This window comes from uncultured Sphingomonas sp., assembly GCF_964021865.1.
Lineage (GTDB): Bacteria > Pseudomonadota > Alphaproteobacteria > Sphingomonadales > Sphingomonadaceae > Sphingomonas.
Genome location: NZ_CAXIAM010000012.1, coordinates 22910 through 47927, shown reverse-complemented (window position 1 = coordinate 47927; position 25018 = coordinate 22910). Strand labels below are relative to the sequence as shown.

Annotated in this window: 21 protein-coding genes and 1 pseudogene; 16 read left to right on the top strand and 6 right to left on the bottom strand. The window is 67.8% G+C overall.

Translation table 11 applies throughout. The features are described from left to right. Positions 1–3 precede the first annotated feature (3 nt). From AADI75_RS05160 to AADI75_RS05135, 6 genes and pseudogenes are all read left to right on the top strand, one after another. Positions 4–315: pseudogene (locus AADI75_RS05160) on the top strand (GIY-YIG nuclease family protein). 4 nt (positions 316–319) lie between these two features. Further along, the gene (pheS, locus tag AADI75_RS05155; protein WP_341207975.1) at positions 320–1435 is read left to right on the top strand and encodes a phenylalanine--tRNA ligase subunit alpha; all 1116 of its coding nucleotides are present in this window, start codon (positions 320–322) and stop codon (positions 1433–1435) included. A gap of 57 nt (positions 1436–1492) precedes the next feature. Further along, positions 1493–3856, top strand: coding sequence for a phenylalanine--tRNA ligase subunit beta (pheT, locus tag AADI75_RS05150; RefSeq protein WP_341207974.1), 2364 nt, complete (start codon positions 1493–1495; stop codon positions 3854–3856). Further along, positions 3849–4727, top strand: coding sequence for an aldose 1-epimerase family protein (locus tag AADI75_RS05145; RefSeq protein ID WP_341207973.1), 879 nt, complete (start codon positions 3849–3851; stop codon positions 4725–4727). The genes pheT and AADI75_RS05145 overlap by 8 nt, the downstream gene beginning before the upstream one ends. 73 nt (positions 4728–4800) lie before the next feature. Then, complete coding sequence (locus AADI75_RS05140; RefSeq protein ID WP_341207972.1) at positions 4801–5595, top strand: ThuA domain-containing protein; 795 nt, start codon at positions 4801–4803, stop codon at positions 5593–5595. Between the two features lie 109 nt (positions 5596–5704). Then, on the top strand, positions 5705–7822 hold the full coding sequence (locus AADI75_RS05135; RefSeq protein WP_341207971.1) for a bifunctional (p)ppGpp synthetase/guanosine-3',5'-bis(diphosphate) 3'-pyrophosphohydrolase: 2118 nt from the start codon (positions 5705–5707) through the stop codon (positions 7820–7822). A 9-nt stretch (positions 7823–7831) separates the two neighbouring features. On the opposite strand, the gene AADI75_RS05130 is transcribed toward AADI75_RS05135, so the two are convergent. Beyond that, complete coding sequence (locus AADI75_RS05130) at positions 7832–9646, bottom strand: methyl-accepting chemotaxis protein (protein ID WP_341207970.1); 1815 nt, start codon at positions 9644–9646, stop codon at positions 7832–7834. A 159-nt stretch (positions 9647–9805) separates the two neighbouring features. Between AADI75_RS05130 and AADI75_RS05125 the strand changes: the two genes are divergently transcribed. Both AADI75_RS05125 and AADI75_RS05120 read left to right on the top strand, forming a co-directional pair. After that, complete coding sequence (locus AADI75_RS05125; RefSeq protein ID WP_341207969.1) at positions 9806–10795, top strand: M48 family metallopeptidase; 990 nt, start codon at positions 9806–9808, stop codon at positions 10793–10795. A 22-nt stretch (positions 10796–10817) separates the two neighbouring features. Next, a complete protein-coding gene (locus AADI75_RS05120; protein WP_341207968.1) occupies positions 10818–11840 on the top strand; it encodes a glycosyltransferase family 2 protein in 1023 nt (340 codons plus the stop codon). A 155-nt stretch (positions 11841–11995) separates the two neighbouring features. Here the strand turns inward: AADI75_RS05120 and AADI75_RS05115 are convergent, their stop codons facing one another. Further along, complete coding sequence (locus AADI75_RS05115; protein ID WP_341207967.1) at positions 11996–13279, bottom strand: aspartate kinase; 1284 nt, start codon at positions 13277–13279, stop codon at positions 11996–11998. Between the two features lie 52 nt (positions 13280–13331). On the opposite strand from AADI75_RS05115, the gene ubiG reads away from it, so the two are divergent. Continuing rightward, entirely contained in the window at positions 13332–14093 is a 762-nt protein-coding gene (gene ubiG, locus AADI75_RS05110; RefSeq protein WP_341207966.1) for a bifunctional 2-polyprenyl-6-hydroxyphenol methylase/3-demethylubiquinol 3-O-methyltransferase UbiG, read from the top strand. Positions 14094–14205: 112 nt separating this feature from the next. Here ubiG and AADI75_RS05105 read toward each other — a convergent pair whose 3' ends face one another. Then, positions 14206–14436 carry a hypothetical protein gene (locus AADI75_RS05105; RefSeq protein ID WP_341207965.1) on the bottom strand — a complete coding sequence of 77 codons (231 nt, stop codon included), beginning with the start codon at positions 14434–14436 and terminating at the stop codon, positions 14206–14208. Positions 14437–14551: 115 nt separating this feature from the next. On the opposite strand from AADI75_RS05105, the gene AADI75_RS05100 reads away from it, so the two are divergent. Continuing rightward, a complete protein-coding gene (locus tag AADI75_RS05100) occupies positions 14552–16369 on the top strand; it encodes an ABC transporter ATP-binding protein/permease (RefSeq protein WP_341207964.1) in 1818 nt (605 codons plus the stop codon). A gap of 71 nt (positions 16370–16440) precedes the next feature. On the opposite strand, the gene AADI75_RS05095 is transcribed toward AADI75_RS05100, so the two are convergent. Next, the gene (locus AADI75_RS05095) at positions 16441–17613 is read right to left on the bottom strand and encodes a phosphatidylserine/phosphatidylglycerophosphate/cardiolipin synthase family protein (protein WP_341207995.1); all 1173 of its coding nucleotides are present in this window, start codon (positions 17611–17613) and stop codon (positions 16441–16443) included. Positions 17614–17730: 117 nt separating this feature from the next. Between AADI75_RS05095 and rpoZ the strand changes: the two genes are divergently transcribed. Next, entirely contained in the window at positions 17731–18075 is a 345-nt protein-coding gene (gene rpoZ / locus AADI75_RS05090; protein WP_022687961.1) for a DNA-directed RNA polymerase subunit omega, read from the top strand. 369 nt (positions 18076–18444) lie between these two features. On the opposite strand, the gene AADI75_RS05085 is transcribed toward rpoZ, so the two are convergent. Continuing rightward, the gene (locus AADI75_RS05085; RefSeq protein WP_341207963.1) at positions 18445–19653 is read right to left on the bottom strand and encodes an LL-diaminopimelate aminotransferase; all 1209 of its coding nucleotides are present in this window, start codon (positions 19651–19653) and stop codon (positions 18445–18447) included. Positions 19654–19788: 135 nt separating this feature from the next. On the opposite strand from AADI75_RS05085, the gene phaC reads away from it, so the two are divergent. From phaC to AADI75_RS05060, 5 genes are all read left to right on the top strand, one after another. Beyond that, positions 19789–21480 (top strand): class I poly(R)-hydroxyalkanoic acid synthase, encoded by a 1692-nt coding sequence (gene phaC, locus AADI75_RS05080; RefSeq protein WP_341207962.1) that lies wholly within the window; start codon positions 19789–19791, stop codon positions 21478–21480. An 84-nt stretch (positions 21481–21564) separates the two neighbouring features. Further along, complete coding sequence (locus tag AADI75_RS05075) at positions 21565–22359, top strand: phasin family protein (RefSeq protein ID WP_341207961.1); 795 nt, start codon at positions 21565–21567, stop codon at positions 22357–22359. Positions 22360–22487: 128 nt separating this feature from the next. After that, positions 22488–22820 (top strand): ATP-dependent Clp protease adapter ClpS, encoded by a 333-nt coding sequence (gene clpS, locus AADI75_RS05070; protein ID WP_341207994.1) that lies wholly within the window; start codon positions 22488–22490, stop codon positions 22818–22820. A 327-nt stretch (positions 22821–23147) separates the two neighbouring features. Then, a complete protein-coding gene (locus AADI75_RS05065; protein ID WP_341207960.1) occupies positions 23148–24035 on the top strand; it encodes a dienelactone hydrolase family protein in 888 nt (295 codons plus the stop codon). Then, positions 24032–24646 (top strand): glutathione S-transferase family protein, encoded by a 615-nt coding sequence (locus AADI75_RS05060; protein ID WP_341207959.1) that lies wholly within the window; start codon positions 24032–24034, stop codon positions 24644–24646. The genes AADI75_RS05065 and AADI75_RS05060 overlap by 4 nt, the downstream gene beginning before the upstream one ends. Here the strand turns inward: AADI75_RS05060 and AADI75_RS05055 are convergent. Further along, on the bottom strand, positions 24637–24960 hold the full coding sequence (locus AADI75_RS05055; RefSeq protein ID WP_341207958.1) for a hypothetical protein: 324 nt from the start codon (positions 24958–24960) through the stop codon (positions 24637–24639). The two genes, AADI75_RS05060 and AADI75_RS05055, sit on opposite strands and share 10 nt — an antisense overlap. Between the last annotated feature and the right edge of the window lie 58 nt (positions 24961–25018).

Here is a 25018-nt window from a genome sequence, read left to right as displayed (position 1 = left end):
GAATTGGAGCGGCAACCGTGCGTCTACATTCTCGCCAGCCGGCCGCACGGGACGCTCTACATCGGCGTTACCTCGAACTTGCTGGCGCGGCTGATCCAGCATCGCGAGGGCGCCTTCAAAGGCTTCACCTCACGCTACGACGTGAACCGCCTCGTCTGGTACGAAACCGCCGACACGATGCCCGCCGCGATCCTGCGCGAAAAGCAGCTCAAGAAATGAAATCGCGACTGGAAGCTGCGGCTGATCGAGCAAACGAATCCGCAATGGCTGGACTTGGGCGCGAGCATCGGCTTGGACAGCGCGCATGACGGATGAGACGATGACCGACACCGACGACCTCAAGACCCACCTGCTGGTCGCGATCGACGCGTCCGCCTCGCTCGATGCGCTGGAGGCGGTGCGCGTCGATGCGCTGGGCAAGCAGGGGCGCGTTACGCAGCTGCTCAAGACGATGGGCGCGCTCAGCCCCGAGGAGCGCCAGACGCGCGGCCCCGCGGTCCACGGGCTGCGCGAGGCGGTGACCAACGCGATCGCGGCCCGCAAGGCGCATCTGGAGCAGGTCGCACTCGACGCGCAGCTCGCCAGCGAGGCGCTCGACATGACGCTGCCCGCCGACGCGCCGCTCGCGGGCACGGTGCATCCGGTCAGTCAGGTCATGGACGAACTGGCGGAAATCTTCGCCGACCTCGGCTTCGCGGTGGCGAGCGGGCCGGAGATGGAGACCGACTGGCACAATTTCGGCGCGCTCAACATCCCGGAGACGCATCCGGCGCGCGCCATGCACGATACCTTTTATCTCGCCGGACGTGAGGACAGTGATCCGAACGACCGCGAGACGCCGCGCGTCCTGCGCACGCATACCTCGCCGGTGCAGATCCGCACGATGCTGGCCAACAAGCCGCCGATCCGGATCATCGCGCCGGGGCGCACCTATCGCTCCGACAGCGACGCGACGCACACGCCGATGTTCCATCAGGTCGAAGGGCTGGTGATCGACAAGGGGATCACGCTCGGCCATCTGAAATGGACGCTGGAGACGTTCCTCAAGGCGTTCTTCGAGCGCGACGACATCGTGCTCCGCCTGCGCCCGAGCTATTTCCCGTTCACCGAGCCGTCGGCGGAGGTCGACGTCGGCTATTCGATCGTCAAGGGAAAGCGCGTGATCGGCGGCGATCCGACGAAGGGCGATGGGGGCTGGATGGAAGTGCTCGGCAGCGGCATGGTCCACCCGAAGGTGATCGCGGCGTGCGGGCTCGATCCCGAGGAATGGCAGGGGTTCGCGTTCGGCTGCGGGATCGACCGGCTGGCGATGCTCAAATACGGCATGGACGATCTGCGCCCGTTCTTCGACGGCGATATCCGCTGGCTGAAACATTACGGGTTCAGCGCGCTCGACGTGCCGACGCTGTCGGGCGGCGTCGGCACGCCGGCCTGATCGCCGTCCGGCAACGATATTTAGCCTCCTGCCTGCGCAGGAGCGACGGGATAAAAGATGAAATTCACCCTTTCCTGGCTCAAGGATCACCTCGAAACGACCGCGTCGCTCGACGAGATTCTGGTCGCGCTCACCAACATCGGGCTGGAGGTGGAAGGCGTCACCGACCCCGCCGCGAAGCTGGACGGCTTCACCGTTGCGCGCGTGCTCACCGCCGAGCGCCATCCGCAGGCCGACAAGTTGCAGGTGCTGTCGGTAGATGCGGGTGACGGTCCGTTGCAGGTGGTGTGCGGCGCGCCCAATGCGCGCGCCGGGCTGGTCGGCGTATTCGGCAAGCCGGGCGCCGCGGTGCCCGCGAACGGCATGGTGCTGAAGGTCGCCGCGATCCGCGGCGTCGAATCGAACGGCATGATGTGCTCGACGCGCGAGCTGGAGCTGGGCGAGGATCACGACGGCATCATCGAATTGCCCGAGGATGCGCCGGTCGGCACCGCCTTCGCCGATTATGCCGGGCTCGGCGATCCGGTGATCGAGGTATCGGTGACCCCCAACCGGCAGGATTGCATGGGCGTCCACGGTATCGCGCGCGATCTCGCGGCGGCGGGGCTCGGCACGCTGGTCGCGCCGACCGTACCCGAGGTAGCGGGCGAGGGCGACGGGCCCGACGTGCGGATCGAGGACGCGGCGGGTTGCCCGGCGTTCTTCGCGCAGGAAGTGCGCGGCCTCACCAACGGCGCCGCGCCCGAGTGGATGACGAAGCGGCTGCGTGCGATCGGGCAGAAGCCGATCTCGGCTTTGGTCGACATCACCAACTACCTGACGGTTGATCTCGGCCGCCCGCTGCACGTCTATGACAAGGCGAAACTGTCGGGCGGACTGGTCGCGCGTCAGGCGAAGGACGGCGAGACGGTCGAGGCGCTCAACGGCAAGACCTATACGCTGTCGGCGGGGATGACGGTCATCGCCGACGACGTCGCGGTGCACGACATCGGCGGGATCATGGGCGGCGCGCATTCGGGCGTGTCGGACGCGACCTCCGACGTCGTGATCGAATGCGCCTATTTCACCCCCGAGGCGATCGCGCGCACCGGGCAGAAGCTGGCGCTGACCAGCGACGCGCGCCAGCGCTTCGAGCGCGGGGTGGACCCGGCGTTCCTCGACGACGGGCTCGCGATCGCGACCTTTCTCGTCCTCGAATATTGCGGCGGCCAGGCCACCGGCGTCACCCGCGCGGGCGAGCCGCCGCTCGGCACGCGCTCTTACGCCTATGACCCGGCGCGCGCCGAGACGCTCGGCGGACTCGCGGTCGCGCCCGAGCGGCAGCGCGCGATCCTCGCGTCGCTTGGCTTCACGGTCGACGACGCGTGGAACGTCACCCCGCCGACGTGGCGGCGCGATATCGACGGCACCGCCGATCTGGTCGAGGAAGTGATCCGCATCGAAGGGATCGACAAGGTCGCCCCCGTGCCGTTGCCGCGCACCCCCGGCGTCGCGCGCCCGACCGCAACCCCCGAGCAGCGCGTCGAGCGCCGCGCCCGCCGCGCGGCGGCGGCGCGCGGGCTCGACGAGGCGGTGACGTGGAGCTTCCTGAGCGAAAAGCAGGTGGCGCCGTTCGGCGACGCGCCGTGGCGGCTGGCGAACCCGATCAGCGAGGAGCTGAAGGTGATGCGCCCGTCGCTGTTGCCGGGGCTGCTGTCCGCCGCCGAGCGCAACCTGCGGCAGGGCGCGGAGGGCGTGCGGCTGTTCGAGATCGGGCGGCGCTATCTGGCCGAGGGCGAGCGCGCGACGCTGGGCGTGGTGCTGGCGGGCGACCGCCGCGCGCGCGGCTGGCGCGACGGGAAGGCCGCCGGGTTCGACGCTTATGACGCCAAGGCCGAGGCGCTGGCGCTGCTGGCGGCGGCGGGCGCGCCGGTCGACAATCTGCAGGTGATGGGCGAGGCGGGCGCGGCCTTCCACCCCGGTCGCTCGGGCACGTTGCGGCTCGGGCCGAAGACGGTGCTGGCGGCGTTCGGCGCGGTGCATCCGGCGGTGATGAAGGCGTTCGACCTGTCGGGGCAGGTCGCGGCGGTTGAATTGTACCTCGACGCGATCCCCGCGAAGCGCGGGTCGGGGTTCATGCGTCCGGCCTATGCGCCGCCCGCGCTCCAGCCGGTGCGCCGCGACTTTGCGTTCCTCGTTCCCGCCGATGTGTCGGCCGAGGCGCTGGTGCGCGCGGTGAAGGGCGCGGACAAGGCGACGATCACCCGTGCGCGCGTCTTCGACGTGTTCACCGGCGCGGGTGTCGCCGAGGGGCACAAGTCGGTCGCGGTCGAGCTGGTGCTGCAGCCCGCCGACAAGAGCTTCACCGACGCCGATCTGAAGGCGATCGCCGACAAGGTGGTCGCCGTTGCCGCCAAACAGGGAGCGCAACTACGTGGCTGACGACTGGATCCGCATTGCGAACGGCACGCTGAGTGCCGCGATCAACCCGCTCGGTGCGGAATTGTCGTCGCTGACCGACGCCGCCGGGCGCGAGCTGATGACCGACGCCGACCCGCGTTTCTGGACCGGGCGCGCGCCGTTGCTGTTCCCGGTCGTCGGGATGACCGCCAGCGGCGCGATCAAGGTCGATGGCGTATCCTATCCGATCGCCAAGCACGGCTTCGCGCGGCGCAGCGTGTTTTCGGTGATCGAGACCAGCCCCGCACGTGCGGTCTTCGCGCTGACCGACGATCAGGCGACGCGCGCCGCCTATCCGTTCGCGTTCCGGCTGGAGGTGGCGTTCGAGCTGCGCGACGCGACGCTTGGCATCGAGGTGACGGTCGTCAACCCGGCCGATGCGCCGCTGCCGGCCAGCTTCGGCTTCCACCCCGCCTTCGCCTGGCCGTTGCCGTACGGGCAGGACCGCGCCGCGCATCGCATCGCGTTCGAGAAGAACGAGCCGGGTGCGCTCAAGGTGATCGCCGCCGACGGCACGATCGCCGCGACCGAGCGCCTTTCGCCGCTCGACGGTCCCGTTCTGCACCTCGCCGACGATCTGTTCGCCGACGACGCATTGGTGTGGGACCCGGTCGCCTCGCAGTCGGTTATTTACGGCGTCGAAGGCGCACCGCAGCTCCATATCGCGTTCCCCGATACGCCGAAGCTGGGGATCTGGACCAAGCCAGGCGCGGCCTATGTCTGCGTCGAGCCGTGGCACGGCATCGCCGATCCCGAAGGCTTCGATGGCGAGTATCGCGACAAGCCCGGCGTGTTCGAGGTGCCCGCGCATGGCGAGCAACGGATCACGATGAGCATCACGCTGCTCGACTGACGAAGGTATCCCCGACCAAAGTCCGCTTCACCTCCGCCTGCCCACCGGCTAGGCTGCAGGCAGGAGACGGATGATGCTGAAATCTTTGCTGATGATCGCGATGCTGGCGGCGGCGCAGGCGCCGGGCGACCCGCATCTGCCCGCGCCGGTCGTCGACACCGTCGCCCCGACGCTGCCCGCCGGGCTGAAGGGCGCGGTGCTGATCGTCTCGAAAACCAACGGCTGGCGGCATTTCGAGCATATCCCGCACTCCAACGAGGTGCTGGGCGAGATCGCCAGCCAGCTCGGCCGCAAGAGCTTCGCGACGGAGAATGCCGCGGTCTTTAACGACCGCGATCTCAGCCACTTCGCGGTCGTCGTGCTCAACAGTGCGAGCGGCAATTTCATGAGCCCCGATCAGCTGGCGGCGTTCGAGCGCTTCGTGGCGCGCGGCGGCGGGGTCGTCGCGCTCCACGCCGCGGGCGACGACAGCCATAAGGAGCCGTGGTACGACAGCACGATCATTGGCACGACCTTCATCGGCCATCCCAATGGCGACGATCATATCCAGACCGCACAGGTGATCGTCGACAAGCCGCAGCATCCGGTCATGGCCGGCGTCGCGAAGCGCTTTCCGCTCGCCGACGAATGGTATTCCTTCTCGAACGATCCCGCGATGCGCGGCATGACCGTGCTCGCGCGCGTCGACGAGCGCAGCTACCGCGTCGGCGGCAAGCTCGCGATGGGGGCGTCGCATCCGGTGGCGTGGGTCAATCCGCACGCCAAGGGTCGCGTCTTCTACTCGGCGCTCGGGCATGAGCCGGCGGTCTATGACGATGCCAACGTGCGCCGGATGCTGACCAACGCGGTCCGCTGGGCCGCGCGCTGATCGGGCAAAGCGGTAAAAGCGATGCCGAATTGCCACGTCGCGTGGCGTGGCGGTATTTTTCTGCACGGGAATGTTGCAATGCGGCCGCAACCGGCCCCATCCTCATCCCGTGTTGAGACAATATGAACTGATCGACCGGGTCCTCGATTATGACCCCGACGCCGATGAGGCGATGCTCAACCGCGCCTATGTCTTTTCGGTCAACGCGCATGGCACGCAGAAGCGCGCCAACGGCGATCCCTATTTCAGCCATCCGATCGAGGTGGCGGGCATCCTGACCGAGCTGCATCTCGACGACGAGACGATCGCCACCGCGATCCTCCACGATACGGTCGAGGATACGGTCGCCACGCCGGAGGAGATCGAACGGATCTTCGGCGCGAACATCGCGCGGCTGGTCGACGGCGTCACCAAGCTGAGCAAGATCGAGGCGCAGACCGAGAACGAGCGCGCCGCCGAGAACCTGCGCAAGTTCCTGATGGCGATGTCGGGCGACATCCGCGTGCTGCTGGTGAAGCTGGCCGACCGGCTCCACAACATGCGCACGCTGCACTTCATCCCCAAGCCGGAGAAGCGCCGCCGCATCGCCAAGGAGACGATGGACATCTACGCCCCGCTCGCCGAGCGGATCGGCATGTATGAGTTCATGAAGGAGATGCAGACGCTCGCCTTCGCGCAACTCGAGCCCGAGGCGTATGAGTCGATCACCCGGCGGCTGGAGCAGCTCAAGGAAGGATCGGGCGGCGACCGGATCGCCAAGATCGGTTCCGGGCTGAAGCTGCTGCTCGGCCGCGGCGGCGTCGATGCGCAGGTGTCGGGACGCGAAAAACATCCCTATTCTATCTGGCGCAAGATGCAGGAGCGCCACATCAGCTTCGAGCAGCTGTCCGACATCATGGCATTCCGAGCGATCGTCCCGACGATCGAGGATTGCTACCGCGCGCTCGGCCTCATCCACCGCCGCTGGCCGGCGGTGCCGGGGCGGTTCAAGGATTATATCTCGACGCCCAAGCGGAACGGCTATCGCTCGGTCCACACCAGCGTGATCCATGCCGAGAACCGCCGCATCGAGATCCAGATCCGCACCCCCGACATGCATGCCGAGGCCGAGTTCGGGCTGGCGGCGCACTGGGCGTACAAGCAATCGGTCGGCGCACACCCGGTCCGCCCCGAATCGCAGCAGGACTGGATCGCCGATCTGGTCGAGATCCTCGACACCGCGGCGACACCCGAGGAGCTGCTCGAACATACCCGCATCGCGATGTATCAGGATCGCATCTTCGCCTTCACCCCCAAGGGCGAACTGATCCAGTTGCCGAAGGGCGCGACGCCGATCGACTTCGCCTATGCGGTGCACACCGATCTCGGCGACCAGGCGGTCGGCGCGAAGGTCAACGGCCGCGTCGTGCCGCTGTCGACGGTGCTGGAGAATGGCGATCAGGTGCAGGTGCTGCGATCGAAGGCGCAGGTGCCGCAGCCGGCGTGGCTGAAGGTCGCGATCACCGCCAAGGCGCTGGCCGCGATCCGCCGCCACCTGCGCAACGAGGAGCGCGAGCAGACGATCGCGCTGGGGCGCAAGCTGTACGACGACATCGTCCAGCGGCTGCCCGCGACGCTGTCCGACCATGCGATCGACGAGGCACTCAAGCGGCTGAAGCTCGCCGACGAGGCCGCGCTGATGCAGGCGATCGCGCGGCGAACGTTGACCGACGGGCAGGTGATGGAGGCGCTGATGCCCGGATCGGCGGGTGCCGATGTCGCCAACGCGCCGCCGCAGTCGAGCGCGATTTCGATCGAGGGGCTCGCGCCGGGTGTCGCATATGAGCTCGCCGATTGCTGCCACCCGGTGCCCGGCGACCGGATCGTCGGTCTGCGTCGCCCCGACGCGTCGATCGAGGTCCATGCGATCGACTGTCGCGTGCTCGCCGATCTGGCGGAGCGCAGCGAGGACGAAACGGACTGGATCGACGTGCAATGGGGGCACGCCACCGAGGGGGCGACCGCGCGCATCTCGATCGAGGTCCGCAACCAGCCCGGTGCGCTGGGGATGCTCGCGACGATCATCGGACAGCACAAGGCGAACATTATCAACCTGCGGCTCGACAATCGCGACACGCAATTCCACACCAACGTCATCGATGTGGAGGTGCACGACGCGCATCAGCTGATGCGGCTGCTCTCCGCGCTCCGCGCCGCCGATGCGGTCAACGCAGCGGAGCGGGTCTGACGGTACGGGTCAGAACGCGCTCCAATCCTCCTGCGCGACCGTCTTCATCGCCGCGGTCGCGCGCCCGGTGGCGGCGCTGCGTAGCGGACGGCGGACCGCGGCGGGTGGGGGCGACGCTTCGGCCACGTCGCCGACGCGGAAGCGGTTGACCTGACTCTCCAGCGTCACCGTCTCGGTGGTGAGCAGGCGACATGCGGCGGTGACTTCCTCGACCATCGCGGCATTGGCCTGCGTCGCGCTGTCCATCTCGCCGATCGCGACATTGACCTGTCCGATGCTCGCCGCTTGCGAGGCGGCGCTGTCGGCGATCTTGGTCACGAACGTGGCGATCTCGTCGATCCCGCTGGTGATCGCGCGCAGCGAGGCGTCGGTTTCCTGCGCCAGTTCGACGCCGCTGCGGACGCGCTGCACGGTGTTGGTGATCCGCGCATTGATGTCGCGCGCGGCATCCGCGGAGCGTTCGGCGAGCGCGCGCACCTCGCTGGCGACCACCGCAAAGCCCTTGCCCGCGTCGCCGGCACGCGCGGCCTCGACCCCGGCGTTGAGCGCGAGCAGATTGGTCTGGAACGACAGGCCGTCGATCAGCGCGATGATCTCGGCGATCTCGTTCGACGAGCGTTCGATATCGTTGATCGCGGTCATCGTGCGGCGCACGATCTCCTCGCTATGCCGCACGTCGGCGGTGGCGCGATCGACGACGCCGATCGCGGCCTTTGCCTCATCGGCGGTGGCGCGCACCGACGATGCGATTTCGGTGACCGCCGCTGCGCTTTCGGCCAGGCTCGCCGCCTGTTGTTCGGCACGTTGGGCGAGATCGTCGGTGGCGGCGTGCATCTCGGCGGTGCTGGTCGCGATCCCGCCGGCGCTGCCGCGTACCGTGCCCAGCGCCGCCGCGAGCCGCGCCACCGCAGTGTTGAAGTCGCGCTCCAGCGCCGCATAGGAGGGCGGAAAGCCGCGCAGCGTCGCGCACAGATCCGCCTCCGCGAGCCGCGCGAGCGCGCCGCCGACGTCGGTCATCACCTGCTGCTGCTCGGCATCGGCCTGCGCCTTGGCGGCGGCGGCGTCACGAAAGACCAGCACCGCGCGCGACATGCTGCCCAGCTCGTCGGCGCGATCCGTATCCGGCACGCTCAATCCGTGATCGCCGCGCGCCAGCGTGTCCATCACCCCGGTCAGCCGCACGACCGGACGCGCCAGCGCGCGGCTCAACAGCATCGATACCAGCACCGCGATGCCGATCATCGCTAGGCCGCCGAGCGCCAGCGCGATCTTGCCGGTCAGCAACGCGCTGGTCCGGGCCGCGCTGGCCTCCTCGCCACGCGCCGTCTCCTCGTCGCGCAGCTCGCGCAACGGGGCGAGCACGGGAACGAGCGTCACCTTCTTGCTGACCGCCCGCAGCCGCTCCTGCGCTGCCATGCGATCGGTGCGCGCCAGCGCGATCATCGGGTCCGCCACCTGCTGACGCCAGTCAGCGGCGCGGGCGAGCGATTCGTCGACCTTGGCGCGCTGCGCCGGCTGGTTGGCGAACAGGGTGTGCAGCTTGGCCGTGCCGTCCGTGACCTGCGCCTGCCCTTCGCGATATTGCTTCAAATAGCCTTCGTCGCCGGTCACCAGAAAGCCGCGCATCTGGCTGTTCTGGCGCAGCATGCCGATCTCGATCTGCAACGATTGCGCCACCACTTCCTGTCCGCGTGCGCTGACATCGCTGGTCGCCTCAATCCGCGATAGCAGCATCCACAGCACGGTCATCATCACCAGCACCGCCAGGATCACCGCGCAAAAGGCGGCGGCGATCTTCTTCCCGATCGGTAGGCTGTTCAACATGGTAGCGGGGACCCCGAGTCGTCGTCGGGCAAGTTCTGCTCACTCAGGAATCAAGATCACGTTAATCAGCAGCTTAGCATGTCTGGCAACCCAGGCCATCTTGGCTGGTGGAAACCACTGCGGCCTTCCCGCATTCTGGCGGGTACGGGAGGAACGACCATGCTACGACCCATGTTGCTTGCCGCGATGCTGGCAACCACCGCGACCCCGGCTGCGGCGCAAGCGATTTCCGCGAACGACAAGGTGCTGGGCGCGCGCGCCAACCCGCAGTTGCTGACGCAGTTCGGCGGCAAATACGGCGGACTGCAGGCCGCGTATGTCGAACGGGTCGGCAAGCGGGTCGCGGTGCAGTCGGGCCTGTCCAATGCGCAAGGCGATTTCACCGTCACGCTGCTCGACTCACCGGTCGAAAACGCGTTCGCGATCCCCGGCGGCTATATCTACGTCACGCGTCAGTTGCTGGCGCTGATGAATACCGAGGCGGAGCTGGCGTCGGTGATGGGGCATGAGGTCGGCCATGTCGCCGCGCGCCATTCGGCGTCGCGCAATCAGCGCGCGACGATCGGCGGCGTGCTGGCGGCGGTGGTCGGCGCGGCGGCGGGCAACAGCGCGGCCGGGCAGCTGGTCGGCACTGCGGCGCGCAGTGGGGCGCAGCTCTACGTGCTAAAATACGGCCGCGATCAGGAATATGCCGCCGACGGACTGGGGGTGAAGTACATTACCGCCGCCGGTTACGACCCCTATGCCGCCGCCGACATGCTCGCGCAGCTCGACGCGCAGAGCCAGTTGCAGGCGGAGGTCGGCGGCAAGGGCGGGCAGCAGGTGCCGGGCTGGGCCTCGACCCATCCCAACAGCGCCGACCGCGTGCGCCGCGCCGCCGCGCTCGCCAAGGCGACCGGGCGCCCGCTGACCGAACCGCCGCAGGACGTCACCTTCCTCCGCCAGCTCGACGGGCTGGCCTATGATGAGAAGGGATCGGGCAAGCGCATCCGCATTGTCACCGTCAAGCGCGGCGACACGATCGATTCGCTTTCGCGCCAGATGGCCTATGACGATCTGCAACGCGATCGCTTCATGACGCTCAATGCGATCGAAGATGAGGCACAATTGACGCCGGGTCGCTTGGTAAAGATCGTGACGCGCGGATGAGCTTCGGCTAGATGCGGGGGCTATGCATCGTCCCGCACTTTCGGTCGTCGTCCCTTGCTATAACGAAGAGGCCACGCTGCCGCTGCTTCACGCGCGCGTCTCCGCGGCGGCGCGGGCGGCGGTGGGTGACGATCATGAGATCGTGCTGATCAACGATGGTTCGCGCGACAACAGCTGGGCGGCGATGCGGCGTCTGTCAGCCGAGGACCCGCGCGTCGTTGCGATCAACCTGTCGCGCAACCACGGGCATCAACTCGCGCTGACCGCGGGGCTGGACCTCTGCGCGGGGGAGCAAATCCTGATCATCGACGCCGATCTGCAGGATCCGCCCGAGTTGCTGGCCGACATGCGGCTGATGATGGCGCGGGAACAGGCCGATGTCGTCTATGCGGTGCGGCGGAAGCGCGAGGGCGAGACGCTGTTCAAGAAGGCGACTGCCGCGGCGTTCTACCGCGTGCTCGACCGCGTCACCGATACCGCGATTCCGCTCGATACCGGCGATTTCCGGCTGATGACCCGCCGCGCGCTTGATGCGCTCCTCGCGCTGCCCGAACAGGCGCGCTTCATCCGCGGGATGGTGGCGTGGGTCGGCTTCCGTCAGGTGCCGTTTCCCTATGACCGCGCCGAGCGCCATGCGGGTGAGACCAACTATCCGCTCGGCAAGATGGTGCGGCTGGCGCTGGACGCGGTGACGGGCTTCTCGACCGCGCCGCTGCGCTGGGCCAGCCATTTGTCGGTCGTGCTGGCGGCATGTTCGATGCTGCTGCTGGTCTATATCGGGTGGGGCTATTTCGTCGGCGACCATGTGCAGGGCTGGACCTCCACGATGCTGGTCGTCGTGGTGCTGTCGTCGATCCAGATGTTCGTGCTGGGGATGATCGGCGAGTATCTCGGCCGCCTGTATATCGAGGCGAAGCGCCGCCCGCTGTACCTGATCGCCGATGTCGCCGGCACCGCACACGGCCGTGCGACGCTGGGGTTTCAGGCCGAGCGCACCCGCATCCCGGACTCGCAGGTCGCGGGCGAGGTCGTCGCGCAAGATTGAGGCTGGCGGGGCGGCATAGCCGCCCACTTCGTCATTCCCGCAAAGGCGGAAATCCAGACGCGCGGGCTGTGTTGAAGCTGCGATGTCAGAGCTTCTGAATTTCCACCGCCGAGGGGACTACGACGAAAAGAACGGGCGGTGCTGCTCGCCCGGCCTCACGCAGCTTCGTCGGCGTCCAACCCGTAAGCCGTGTGGAGCACGCGCACCGCCAGCTCGGTCTCGTCCTCGTGGATCAGCACCGACACCTTGATCTCGCTGGTGGAGATCGCCTGGATGTTGATCCCGCGCGCGCCCAGCGTCGTGAACATCGAGCTGGCGACGCCGGCATGGCTGCGCATCCCGACCCCGACGACGCTGATCTTCGCGACGCGCATGTCGTGGATCAGCTCGCCGAAGCCGATCGTCTCGCGCGCCTGGTTGAGCGCCTCGATCGAGCGCGGCAGGTCGGCGGCGGGGACAGTGAAGGTCACGTCGGTCGCGCTGCTGCTCGCCCCGGTCGTGGAGGGGCTGCGGTGCGCGATGTTCTGGATGATCATGTCGACGTTGATGTTCGCCGCCGCCAGCGGCTCGAAGATCGCCGCGACCGAGCCCGGCTTGTCGGGCACGCTGGTCAGCGTGATCTTCGCCTCGTTCTTGTCGTGTGCGATGCCGGTGATGAGCTGGCGTTCCACGTCTTCGATCTCCTCTTCGCCCACGATCATCGTACCGGGCAATGTGTCCGCCATCGGTGCGTCTTCGCCGGTAAACGACGACAGCACCTGAACGCGGACCTTTTCCTTCATCGCCAGCCCCACCGAGCGGGTCTGGAGCACCTTGGCGCCGACGCTGGCGAGTTCCAGCATCTCTTCGTAGGTCACCTTGGCGAGCTTGCGCGCGCGCGGCACGATCCGCGGGTCGGTGGTATAGACGCCGTCGACATCGGTGTAGATGTCGCAGCGGTCGGCCTTCATCGCCGCCGCCATCGCCACCGCCGACGTATCCGACCCGCCGCGCCCCAGCGTGGTGATCCGCCTCTCGGCCGAGACGCCCTGGAAGCCGGGGATCACCGCGACCTCGCCCGCCGCCAGGCTGGCGTCGAGCGCGGCGGTGTCGATCGTCCCGATCCGCGCCTTGGCGAAGGCGTCGTCGGTGTTGATCGGCAATTGCCACCCCAGCCACGAGCGCGCCGGCACGCCGATCGCCTGCAGCGCGATCGCGAGCAGCCCGCTGGTGATCTGCTCCCCCGCGGCGACGACGACGTCATATTCGCGCGGATCGTAGAGCGGCGAGGCTTCGCGGCAGAAGCCGACCAGCCGGTCGGTCTCGCCCGCCATCGCCGAGACGACCACCGCCACCTGGTTGCCGGCGGCGGCCTCGCGTTTCACCCGCGCGGCGACCGAGCGGATCCGCTCGATCCCCGCCATCGAAGTGCCGCCGAATTTCATGACGATGCGCGCCAATGCCGTATCCAAACGCCTTGGGATGAGAGGGGCGTCCTGATAGGAAGCACGCATGACCGACGCAAGCGTATCAACCGTAACCATCCCCGCCGCCCCGCATGCCTCGGTGGTCGGGCGCGAGGCGGCGCATTTCGGCAAGCTGGCGGCGGAATGGTGGGATCCGAACGGTTCGTCGGCGATGCTCCACCGGTTGAATCCGGTGCGGCTGAAGTATTTGCGCGCCGCGATCGACCAGCATTGGGACCTAGACGATCGCTCGTTCGCACCGCTGGCGGGTAAAAGCGCGCTCGACATGGGATGTGGCGCGGGGCTGCTCGCCGAGCCGCTGGCGCGGATGGGCGGCGCGGTGACCGCGGTCGACGCGGCGGCGGAAAGCATCGCGGTCGCGCGGGTCCATGCCGAAGGGCGCGGGCTGACGATCGACTATCGCACCGGCGGGGTCGAGGCGGTGGCGGGCGAGACATTCGATCTGGTCTGCTCGCTTGAGGTGGTCGAGCATGTCGCCGACGCGCACGCGTTCGTCGCCGGCCTGGCGGCGTCGGTCGCGCCCGGCGGGCTGCTGGTGATGAGTACGCCCAACCGCACCTGGTGGTCGCGTGTCGCGCTGGTCGAGGGCGCCGAGCGGCTCGGCCAGATCCCGCGCGGGACGCACGACTGGGACAAGTTCCTGACGCCCGACGAGCTGTCGGCAATGATCGTCGACGCCTGCTGCGACGTCGTCGACGTCACAGGCCTGTTGGTAGGGCTGAACGGCTTCACGCTAGGCGGCTCGACGGCCCTCGACTACTTTGTGACGGCGGTAAGGGCGAGATGACAGCCCACAACGTCATTCCGGCGAAGGCGTTAATCCAGTCCCGCAGGTCTTCGTAAGAGCCTCGCCGTCGGAGGTTCTGGACTCCCGCTTCCGCGGGGATGGCGCTCTGTTGCTACCCCTTCGCCTTCTCCGAACCCCGCTCGACCATCTGCACGCCGTGACGTTGGCACGCCGCGCTGACGACCGGGTAATCGAGGTCGTTGTTGCGCGCGAGGACGTCGGGCATCGCGGCCTGGCATTGCTGCACCGTTGCATAATGCACGGGCGCGATTCGAGCGGTGGCACAGGTCGTCGCGGCATCGCCGCACCCCATGATCGCCATGACGAAGAAAGCAGCTTCCATCTCGTCTTCCCTTCGTAGATAAAACGAGGCTGCGGCCGGCTCGTTCCGATCCGCGGCCGGTCCCGCCGCGGGACGGTTGACGCGCGTGGTCTCGCGCACGACATCCCGGTCACCCATGCCACCCGACAGATCGACCTCCTCCGCCGCCGAGCGCCCGCTGCTGCCGACGCTCCGCCGCTTCCTGCCCGACCTCTGGCCCGCCGATGCGCCGGGGATGAAGCTGCGCGTGGTCGGCGCGATGCTGCTGGTCGTGCTGTCGAAGCTGGTGCAGGTGTACGGCGCGCCCTTCGCGTTGCAGGGCGCGGTCGACGGCATGGCGGTACCGACCACGCCGCTGTCGCTCGTCGTGCTGCTGATCGTCGGCTACGCCGCGGCGCGCTTCGGCAGCACCCTGTTCGACAACCTGCGCAATACTGTGTTCGAGCGGGTCGGGCAGGAGGCGACCCGCCGGCTGGCGGCGCGCGTTTTCCGTCACCTCCACCAGCTCTCGCTTCGCTTCCACCTCGAACGCCGCACCGGCGCGGTCACCAAGGTAGTCGAGCGCGGCACCAAGAGCATCGACACGATGCTCTACTTCCTGCTGTTCAACATCGCGCCGACCGTGCTCGAACTGACCTTGGTGCTCGGCATTTTCTGGGTAAAGTTCGGGTGGCAGCTGGTCGCGGGCACCGTCGCGATGGTCGCGCTCTACATTTGGTTCACGAGGCTCGTCACCGACTGGCGCTCGGCACTGCGCGAGCGTATGAACGATCTCGATACCGGTGCGGTCGCGCATGCGGTCGACTCGCTGCTCAACTTTGAAACGGTCAAATATTTCGGCGCCGAGGAACGCGAGGCGCAGCGCTACGACCGCGCGATGCGCGCCTATGCCGATGCCGCGGTGGTCAGCGAGAACAGCCTCGCGTGGCTCAACATCGGGCAGGCCGCGATCACCAATGCGATGCTTGGCGGCGGGATGGCGTGGGTCGCCTATGGCTGGAGTCAGGGCCGTTTCACCGCGGGCGAGGTGGTGCTGGTGTCGACATTGCTGTCGCAATTGTTCCGCCCGCTCGACCTGCTCGGGATGGTCTATCGCACGATCCGGCAGGGTGCGATTGACATGGGCGCCATGTTCGACCTGATCGATACGCCGTCCGAGGTGGTCGATGCGCCCGGCGCCCCCGCGTTGCTGGTGTCGCGCGGCGCGGTGCGGTTCGAGAATGTGGTGTTCGGCTATGACAAGGGCATGCCGATCCTGAAGGGCATCGACCTCGACGTGCCGGCCGGCACCACCTGCGCGGTGGTCGGGCCGTCCGGAGCAGGCAAGTCGACGCTCGCTCGGCTGATGTACCGCTTCTACGACGTCGGCGGCGGGCGGATCACGATCGACGGACAGGACATCGCAAAGGTGACGCAACCGAGCTTGCGCGCCGCGATCGGGATCGTTCCGCAGGACACGGTGCTGTTCAACGATACGATCGGCTACAATATCGCTTATGGTCGGGCCGGTGCGGATCAGGCGGCGATTGAGCAGGCGGCGCGCGGCGCGGCGATCGCCGGGTTCATCGAACGCCAGCCGGATGGTTATGCGACGCGCGTCGGGGAACGCGGGCTGAAGCTGTCGGGCGGCGAGAAGCAGCGTGTCGCGATCGCGCGGACGCTGCTGAAAGATCCGCCGATCCTGATCCTCGACGAAGCGACCAGCGCGCTCGACAGCCGGACCGAGGCCGAGATCATGGAGACGCTCGAGGCGATCGAGCGCGGGCGCACCACGATCGTGATCGCGCACCGGCTCTCGACGATCGTCAACGCCGACCAGATCGTCGTGCTGGAGGCGGGACGCGTGGTGGAGCGCGGCACGCACGCGGCGCTGCTCGCACACGGCGGGCTCTATGCGGAGATGTGGGCGCGACAGGCGCAGGAGCAGGAAGAGGAAGCGTTGGCGGTGGAGTGACCGTTGTCGCTGTCGAGTCGAAGGTTATCTGGAGCGACGACAGGGTCGGGGTAGCCAATGACGACACCCCACTATTCATCGATCCCGAAGTTCAGCCCGCGCGAGATCGCCGGATCCGCGACCGCGGTCAGCAGATACGCCGCGAATTGCTTGCCGCGCTGCCACCACCCGGTCGCCTTGCGATACGCGTCCACCGTCACCTCGTTCGATTGCGCGATCTCGCCATCGACATAGCCGCGGACGTGCTCGGCGAACGCCGCATCCTCGATCCGCAGCATCAGCTCCAGATTGATGAACAGGCTGCGCATGTCGAAATTGGCGCTCCCGATCCATGTCGCGTCGTCGACCACGTACAGCTTGGTATGCAGCTTGGTCGCGGCATATTCCCAGATTCGCACGCCTTTCCGCAACAATCCCGCATAGGTGAAGCGCGACGCCGCGATCGTGACATTGTTGTCGGAGCGCGCGGCGGTGACGACCCGCACCGTCGCCGCGCGCTTGCCCGCGCGGTCCAGCCGCCGCAGCACGGTCGGGCTCGGAGTGAAATAACCGGCGATGATATCGATCCGCGTCGCGTGGCGCATGTCGGCGCGGATCGCACGCGCCCACGGCGACAGATGCCGCGTCGGCCCGCCGATCAGCCAGCGCAGCTTTCCTTCGCGCTCGCTCCACTGCGCCAGCGCCTTGTTGAGCCGCCGGATCTTGCCCCCATTGTGGATGCCTTGTTCCAGCGCGTCGAAATAGCCTGCGATCCGCGCTGCCGCCGGCCCTTCGACCAGCAGCCCAAGGTCGCGCCACGCCTGCTCCTTCGGGGTACCGAAATAATCGTCCTCGATATTGAAGCCGCCGATGATGATCTTCGCTCCGCCCTCGTCAACGTCCTCGGCGTCGGCGAGCGCCAGCTTCTGGTGATTGCGCAACAGATAGCGTCGCCCGATACGCGGCGAGAAGCGGCACACCGACACGCCGGCGTCGCGCAACGGATCGAAGAAGTCGTCGCCCTCGCTCCCGAAGCCGTCGACGATCAGCTTGACCGCCACGCCCCGCCGCGCCGCCGCGATCAGCGCGTCATTGACCCGCCGCCCGCTCGTATCGTCGGCATAGATGTAATAGAGGATGCGCAGCGTGCGGGTCGCGCCATCGATCAACGCCAGCACGGCGTCCAGTCGTCGTGGCCCGGTATCGAGCAAGGTCAGCCGGTTGCCGTCGACCGTGAACACAGGTTGCGGGGCGGCGTCCTCCATGTCGCGGGAGATGGCGGCTGGGGCGGCATCCGGCAAGCGCAGCCTTTCCTTGACGAACGGCACCGGGCCGCGTACCTGCTCCAGCTTCCCTGAGTTTACCGTTTAGAGGATACGCGGATGGCGCGCGTCACTGTCGAGGATTGCGTCGACAAGATCCCGAACCGTTTCGATCTGGTCCTGCTTGCCGCCCAGCGCGCGCGGCAGGTGTCGGGCGGAGCCGAACTGACGATCGATCGCGATCGCGACAAGAACCCGGTGGTCGCGCTGCGCGAGATCGCTGAGGAGACGGTGCGGCCGAAGGATCTGCACGAATCGGTGGTGCAGAGCCTGCAGCGCGTCCAGATCGACGACGAGGAAGAGGCCGATGCGATCGGCAGCCTCGCCGCCTCGGCCGAGGCGCTGCGCCTCACCGCTGTCGCCCCGCCGCGCAACCAGAACCTCGGCGCCGATTACGACGGCTGATCCCGTCGCTTCGGTGTGGATGTGAAAAAGGCCGGTCGCTCGCTGGAGCGGCCGGCCTTTTTCGTGTCGGCAGCGCGCGCGTCATTGCGAGCGGAGCGAAGCAATCCAGGGCGTCCTGGTCCGGCACTGGATTGCTTCGCTCCGCTCGCAATGACGGTTAGCATTGGCCCTACACCCCCTCGTCGTCCCGGGCTCGACCCGGAATCCCGCTTCTTCTCCTGATCGCGCGCGCGACATCTCACCGTTCGTGCTGAGCCTGTCGAAGCACGGGCCAGAAGACAAGCTCAGGGCGAACGGGGTTGGCCCGGCGCGACAAGCCAAAGAAAAGCAGACCCCCGGATCAAGTCCGGCGCGACGACCCTTGCAAACTCACCCCGCAACCTTCCCCGGCGTGTTCACCCCCATGCTCTGCAGATAGCGCTTTACGTTGCGCGCCGCCTGCCGCAGCCGCTGCTCGTTCTCGACCATCGCGATCCGCACGAACCCCTCGCCATTCTCGCCATAGCCAACCCCCGGCGCGACCGCGACCTTGGCATGCGTCAGCAGCTGCTTGGAAAACTCCAGCGATCCCAGATGCTTCAACGCCGGTGGCAACGGTGCCCAGGCGAACATGCTCGCGGGCGGGGCGGGGATGTCCCACCCGGCGCGCCCGAAGCTCTCCACCAGCACGTCGCGGCGCTTGTGATAGAGCTGGCGGTTCTTCTCGACGATATCCTGCGGCCCGTTGAGCGCCGCGCACGCCGCTGCCTGAACAGGCGTGAACGCGCCGTAGTCGAGGTACGACTTCACGCGCGTCATCGCCGCGATCAGCTTCTTGTTGCCGACCGCGAAGCCGATCCGCCATCCGGCCATCGAATAGGTCTTCGACAGGCTGGTGAATTCGATCGCGACATCCTTCGCGCCCGGCACCTGCAGGATCGAGACGGTCGGCTTGCCGTCGAAATACAGCTCCGAATAGGCAAGGTCGGACAGGATCCACACCTCGTTCTCGCGCGCCCACGCCACCAGCCGCTCGTAGAAGGCGAGGTCAACCGTTTCGGCGGTCGGGTTCGACGGATAGTTGACGACCAGCACGCTCGGGCGCGGGATCGTGAATTCCATCGCGCGTTGCAGGCTATCGAAATAATGCTCGTCCGGCGTCGTCGGCACCGCGCGGATCGTCGCGCCGGCGATGATGAAGCCGAAGGTATGGATCGGATAGCTCGGGTTGGGCGCGAGCACCACGTCGCCCGGCGCGGTGATCGCGGTAGCCAGACTCGCCAGCCCCTCCTTCGACCCCATCGTCACCACCACCTCGGTCTCGGGATCGATGTCGACCCCGAAGCGGCGGCCGTAATAATTGGCCTGCGCGCGACGCAGCCCAGGGATGCCCTTCGATTGCGAATAGCCGTGCGCGTCGGGTTTCTGCGCGACCTCGACCAGCTTGGCGATAACGTGCTCGGGTGGGGGCAGATCGGGGTTGCCCATGCCGAGATCGATGATGTCCTCGCCGCCCGCACGCGCCTGTGCCCGCATCGCGTTGACCTCGGCGATGACATAGGGCGGCAGGCGCTTCATGCGGTAGAATTCGTCGGACACGGGGCTGATACTCCTTTGCGCCGCCGGCTATACAGCCATTCGCGTGCGCCGGGCACCCCGCGCAACAAAAAGCGATGGACCTGACTTCGCGCTGCAACGTCGTTACCCTACGGCAGCCGAGAGAGAGGACCCCGCGTGACCGAGCCCCATGCCCCGCCCAAGACGCTGCCCGATCTCGCCGATCTTCAGCATTGGACATGGCTGATGGGCCGGGCGCAGCAGTTGATGCTCGAGGCCGGCGTGCCGCTCGCGCCGCCGGAGAGTCTCGCCGAGCAGACGCGCGATTTCTGGAGCGATTATCTCGCGCTGTGGCAGCGCTTCACGACGCCCGCTGCGCCCGAGGCGGCGCGGGCGAAGGAGAAGGACCGCCGTTTCGCCAATCCCGCCTGGCGCAGCAACCCGGCGTTCGACTGGATGCGGCAGAGCTATGCGCTGATCGCCGACCACATGCTGCGCGGGGTCGACGCGCTGGAGGGCGTCGACGAGCGGACGCGCGCGCAGCTGAAGTTCGCCACGGCCGGCTTCGTCGATGCGATGAGCCCGTCGAATTTCGCGGTGACGAACCCGGAGGTGATCGAGAAGACGATCGAGACGCGTGGACAGAACCTGCTCACCGGGCTCACCAACATGCTGTCCGACATCGGACGCGGGCAGCTGACGCATACCGACGGCACCGCCTTCGAGGTCGGGCGCAATCTCGCCGCGACGCCGGGCAAGGTGGTCAAGCGCACCGACCTGTACGAACTGATCCAGTATGCGCCGGCCACCGAGACGGTGCTGGCGGCGCCGCTGGTGATCTTCCCGCCGTGGATCAACCGCTTCTACATCCTCGACCTGACGCCGGAGAAGAGCTTCATCCGCTGGGCGGTGGCGCAGGGGATCACCGTGTTCATGGTGTCGTGGAAGTCGGCGGACGCGTCGATGGCGGACGTCGTCTGGGACGATTATGTCGCGGCGCAGGTCGAGGCGATCGACACCGTCCGCGATCTGCTGGGCGTGCCCGCGGTCCACACGGTCGGCTATTGCGTCGCGGGGACGACGCTGGCCGCGACGCTGGCGTGGCTCGCCGCGCAGGAGCAGGCCGACAAGGTCGCGAGCGCGACCTTCCTGACCGCGCAGGTCGATTTCTCCCGCGCGGGCGAGCTGCTCCACTTTGTCGACGACGAACAGCTCAAGATGATCGCGACGCTCAGCCCGCAGGGGTTCCTCGACGGCCGCTATCTCGCCGCGACCTTCAACCTGCTGCGCGGACGCGACCTGATCTGGAATTACGTCACCAACAATTACCTGCTCGGCAAGGATTATGCGCCGTTCGACCTGCTCCACTGGAACGGCGACGTCACCAATCTGCCCGCCAAATGGCACCTCGCCTATCTCACCGATCTGTACCGCGACAACCTGCTGGTGCAGCCCGGCGCGATGCACGTCGGTGGCGTGCCGCTCGATCTGACGAAGGTCGAGACGCCCGCCTATGTGCAGGCGGGGCGCGAGGATCATATCGCGCCCGCCGAGAGCGTCTGGAAGCTGACCGAGCATCTGCGCGGCCCGCTGCGCTTCGTACTCGCCGGATCTGGTCATATTGCCGGGGTCGTGAACCCGCCCGACGCGGGCAAATACCAGCATTGGATCAACGACCAGCCGGCCGACACGCTCGACGCCTTCGTCGCGAGCGCGCGGGAAGTGAAGGGGAGCTGGTGGAACGACTGGGCGGCGTGGCTGCGCGACCGTGCTCCGGCGACGGTCGCGGCGGAAGGCGCGCGGGTGCCGGGGGCAGGGGCGCTGCCCGCGATCGAGGAGGCGCCGGGCAGCTACGTCCGCGCGCGGTAAGGCATCTGCTGCACCGCACGAGGTACTTGCAACCTGCGCGACGAATCATTATTGTGCAGTGCAGCAAATAACGGAGCGGGCACGATGGTGGACCAGACCGGCAAGGTTGAGGGCAGGAAGACGGGCACACCGGCCAAGGGTCGCGCACGTGCCGCGGCGAAGCCGGTTGCGTCGGCCAAGCCCGTCCTGCCGCCGGTTCCCGCCGAACCGGAAGTGCCCGCGGTGCTCGCCAATCCGGCCATCACCGAGGAGCCGGCACCGGTGGTGATCGCCCCCGAGGAGCCCGCCGCGCCCGTGGCGGAAGCACCGGCCGCACCTGCGCCCGTGATCGAAGAACCCGTAACCCAACCGCAACCGGCTGCCCCGGCAGCGCCATTGGAAGTGAAGGACACGACCATGACCGACACCGTCACGACGTTCGCCGAGAAGGCGCAGGATCAGACCAAGGCCTTCGCCGACAAGGCGCAGGAGCAGGGCCGCGCGGCATTCGCCAACGCCGGCGAGCAGGCGCGCGCCGCCATGGATAAGAGCCGCAAGGTCGCCGAGGACATGGTGGAATTCGGCAAGGGCAACGTCGAGGCGCTGGTCGAATCGAGCCGCATCGCCGCCCAGGCGTTCGAGACGATGGGGCAGGACGCCGCCGCGTTCGCGCGCGCCCGTTACGAGAGCACCGCGCAGCTCGTGCAGACGCTGGCGTCGGTGAAGTCGCCGACCGAGGCGCTCCAGCTTCACGCCGAGTACGTCCGCGCCTCGTTCGACGCGCTGGTCAAGGAAGCCTCGCGCTCGACCGAAGCGACGCTGAAGCTGGCCGGCGACGTCGCCAAGCCGCTGCAGAACCGCGTCGCGGTCGCCGCCGACAAGTTCCGCACCGCCGCCTGAGCGCGGTCGCGGTAGCGAAAGAGGGCGGCCGCAGCGATGCGGCCGCCTTTTTTGCGCGTTTGCAGGCTTGCCTGCGCGCGTCCGCGTGCCATATTCGCGCAGTGTCCATGCAGCAGCAGATTGTCCCGATGGCCGCGGGCCGGAGCGACGATGCCGACGGTGACGGCACCGGGATCGGCATCGCCACGCGCACGCGCGCCCGCACCAAGAAACCGACGCCCTACCGCGTCCTCATGCTAAACGACGATTACACGCCGATGGAGTTCGTCGTGCTGTGCCTCCAGCGCTTCTTCCGGATGAACATGGAAGAGGCGACGCGCGTGATGCTCCACGTCCACCAGAAGGGCGTCGGGGTATGCGGCGTGTTCAGCTACGAGGTTGCCGAGACCAAGGTCAGCCAGGTGATGGACTTCGCCCGGCAGAACCAGCATCCGCTGCAATGTACGCTGGAAAAGGCGTGATGTCGTCGCCCCGGACTTGATCCGGGGCCCCGCTTCTGACTGGCGCAAGAAGAAGCTGGACCTCGGATCAAGTCCGGGGTGACGTACGCGATGAAATGCCGTCGCCCCTGCGCAGGCAGGGGCCCATGTCTCTCACGGATGTCGAGACACCTGACACACAGACCGCGCTCTCGACGAGAGGCCTCCGCAGAACGCCGGCAGCCATAGGCTCCTGCCTTCGCAGGGGCGACGGCACTCTACGGCAAGCCGATCACCCCACACCTTCCGCCCCCGGCCGCTTCCCGCTACCCTCTGCGACAACCACAGCGAATCGTGAGAGGAACCGTCATGGACCCCAGCCTGCGCGACCGGGCGATCGGCCTGTACGACGCCTTCACCCATGAGCATCGCGACCGCCGCACCCTGCTGCGCCAGATGACCGCGCTCGCCGGCTCGGTCGCCGCGGCCGAGGCGCTGATCGGCGGGATCGCCGCCTCGCCCGCCGCCGCCGCGCTCACCGATCCCGGCGACGCACGGCTCGTCACCCGCAAGGGTAGCTATGCGATCGGCGGCGGGGCGCAGATGACCGGCTATTTCGCCGCCCCGCGCAACCCCGGGCGCGCGATCGGCGCGGTGATGGTGATCCACGAGAATCGCGGGTTGCAACCGCATATCGAGGATGTCGCGCGCCGCGTCGCGCTCGCCGGCTTCTTCGCGGTCGCGCCTGACTTCCTCTCCGCGCAGGGCGGCACCCCTGTCGACGAGAACGTCGCGCGCGAGATGATCGGCAAGGCCGACATGGACGCGGTGCTTGCCGCCGCGGTGGCGACGGTTGGGCGGCTGGGCAAGCTGTCGCACGGAACCGGCAAGGTCGGGACGGTCGGCTTCTGCTGGGGCGGGGCGCTCGTCGACCGCGTCGCGCTCGCCGCCGGACCGGGGCTTGCCGCTGCGGTCAGCTATTACGGCCCGGCCCCCGACCCCGCCGAGGCGCCGAAGCTGCACGTCCCGCTGATGCTCCATTACGCGGGCAAGGACGCGCGCGTCGCGCAGACCGGCGTCCCGTGGGTCGCCGCGCTCAAGGCCGCGGGCAAGCCGGTCGAGGCGTTCGACTATCCCGGCGTCGACCACGCCTTCAACAACGACACCTCGGCCGAGCGCTACGACAAGGCCGCCGCCGATCTCGCCTGGGGGCGAACGATCGACTTCTTCCACCGCCATCTGGATGCGCGCGCATGACGCTGACCTTCTACACCAATCCGATGTCGCGCGGCCGGATCGCGCGCTGGATGCTTGAGGAGGTCGGCGAGCCCTACGATACGGTGCTGGTCGACTGGACGCAGAAGCCGGCCGCGTTGCTCGACGCCAACCCGCTCGGCAAGGTGCCGACGATCGTCCACGACGGCGCGGTGGTCAGCGAGGCGGCGGCGATCTGCGCCTATCTTGCCGAGGCGTTCCCGGCCGCCGGGCTCGCGCCGCGCGCGGAAGAACGCGCGCCCTATCTGCGCTGGATGTTCTTCACCGCCGGCCCGCTGGAGGCGGCGATGGTCGACAAGGTGCTGGGGGTCGACGTGCCGGAGGGCAAGCGCGGGATGGTCGGCTATGCCGGCTTCGCGCAGGCGGTCGACACGCTCGAATATGCGGTGTCGTCGCACAGCTACATCACCGGCGATCGCTTCACCGCCGCCGATGTCTATGTCGGCAGCGCGGTCGGCTGGTTCACGCAATTCGGGCTGCTGGAAAAGCGCGAGACGTTCATGCGCTATCTCGATCGGCTCCAGCAACGCCCGGCCTATCAGCGCGCCGTCACGATCGACGACGCGCTGATCGCGGAGGCCGCTCAACGATAGCGGCGGTCGTGCTTGTCCCAGCGGACGCGCGCACTCAGCGCGTCGAAGCGGCGGTTGAGGTCCTGACGCTCCACGTTCGAGAGTCCGCCGCTGCGGCGATAGCGCGTCTCAAGCTGGACGAGCTGGCGTGAGTCGCGGCGTAGCCGGGTCGCCTCGCGGCGATCGAGCTTGCCGCTGCGGATGCCCTGATCGATCCGCTGGTCGAGTCGCGCCTGCCGCGCGTTGATCGACTGCCACGGCGCGGCGCTGGCCGCGACCGGAACGGTGATGCCGGCGAGGCCGATCCCGGCGATCAGCAGGTGAAAACGGTTCATTGTGACGCTCCTTTGCACTGGCACCGCAATCCGCGGCGGTACGGGAACGAAGATAGGC

What these genes read in the sequence shown, in the direction of transcription:
- pheS (WP_341207975.1), top strand. Translation starts at nt 320, where the DNA reads ATGACCGACACCGACGACCTCAAGACCCACCTGCTGGTCGCGATCGAC.
- pheT (WP_341207974.1), top strand. Translation starts at nt 1,493, where the DNA reads ATGAAATTCACCCTTTCCTGGCTCAAGGATCACCTCGAAACGACCGCG.
- AADI75_RS05140 (WP_341207972.1), top strand. Translation starts at nt 4,801, where the DNA reads ATGCTGAAATCTTTGCTGATGATCGCGATGCTGGCGGCGGCGCAGGCG.
- AADI75_RS05130 (WP_341207970.1), bottom strand. Translation starts at nt 9,646, where the DNA reads ATGTTGAACAGCCTACCGATCGGGAAGAAGATCGCCGCCGCCTTTTGC.
- AADI75_RS05125 (WP_341207969.1), top strand. Translation starts at nt 9,806, where the DNA reads ATGCTACGACCCATGTTGCTTGCCGCGATGCTGGCAACCACCGCGACC.
- AADI75_RS05120 (WP_341207968.1), top strand. Translation starts at nt 10,818, where the DNA reads ATGCATCGTCCCGCACTTTCGGTCGTCGTCCCTTGCTATAACGAAGAG.
- ubiG (WP_341207966.1), top strand. Translation starts at nt 13,332, where the DNA reads ATGACCGACGCAAGCGTATCAACCGTAACCATCCCCGCCGCCCCGCAT.
- AADI75_RS05105 (WP_341207965.1), bottom strand. Translation starts at nt 14,436, where the DNA reads ATGGAAGCTGCTTTCTTCGTCATGGCGATCATGGGGTGCGGCGATGCC.
- AADI75_RS05100 (WP_341207964.1), top strand. Translation starts at nt 14,552, where the DNA reads ATGCCACCCGACAGATCGACCTCCTCCGCCGCCGAGCGCCCGCTGCTG.
- AADI75_RS05095 (WP_341207995.1), bottom strand. Translation starts at nt 17,613, where the DNA reads ATGGAGGACGCCGCCCCGCAACCTGTGTTCACGGTCGACGGCAACCGG.
- rpoZ (WP_022687961.1), top strand. Translation starts at nt 17,731, where the DNA reads ATGGCGCGCGTCACTGTCGAGGATTGCGTCGACAAGATCCCGAACCGT.
- AADI75_RS05075 (WP_341207961.1), top strand. Translation starts at nt 21,565, where the DNA reads ATGGTGGACCAGACCGGCAAGGTTGAGGGCAGGAAGACGGGCACACCG.
- clpS (WP_341207994.1), top strand. Translation starts at nt 22,488, where the DNA reads ATGGCCGCGGGCCGGAGCGACGATGCCGACGGTGACGGCACCGGGATC.
- AADI75_RS05065 (WP_341207960.1), top strand. Translation starts at nt 23,148, where the DNA reads ATGGACCCCAGCCTGCGCGACCGGGCGATCGGCCTGTACGACGCCTTC.
- AADI75_RS05060 (WP_341207959.1), top strand. Translation starts at nt 24,032, where the DNA reads ATGACGCTGACCTTCTACACCAATCCGATGTCGCGCGGCCGGATCGCG.
- AADI75_RS05055 (WP_341207958.1), bottom strand. Translation starts at nt 24,960, where the DNA reads ATGAACCGTTTTCACCTGCTGATCGCCGGGATCGGCCTCGCCGGCATC.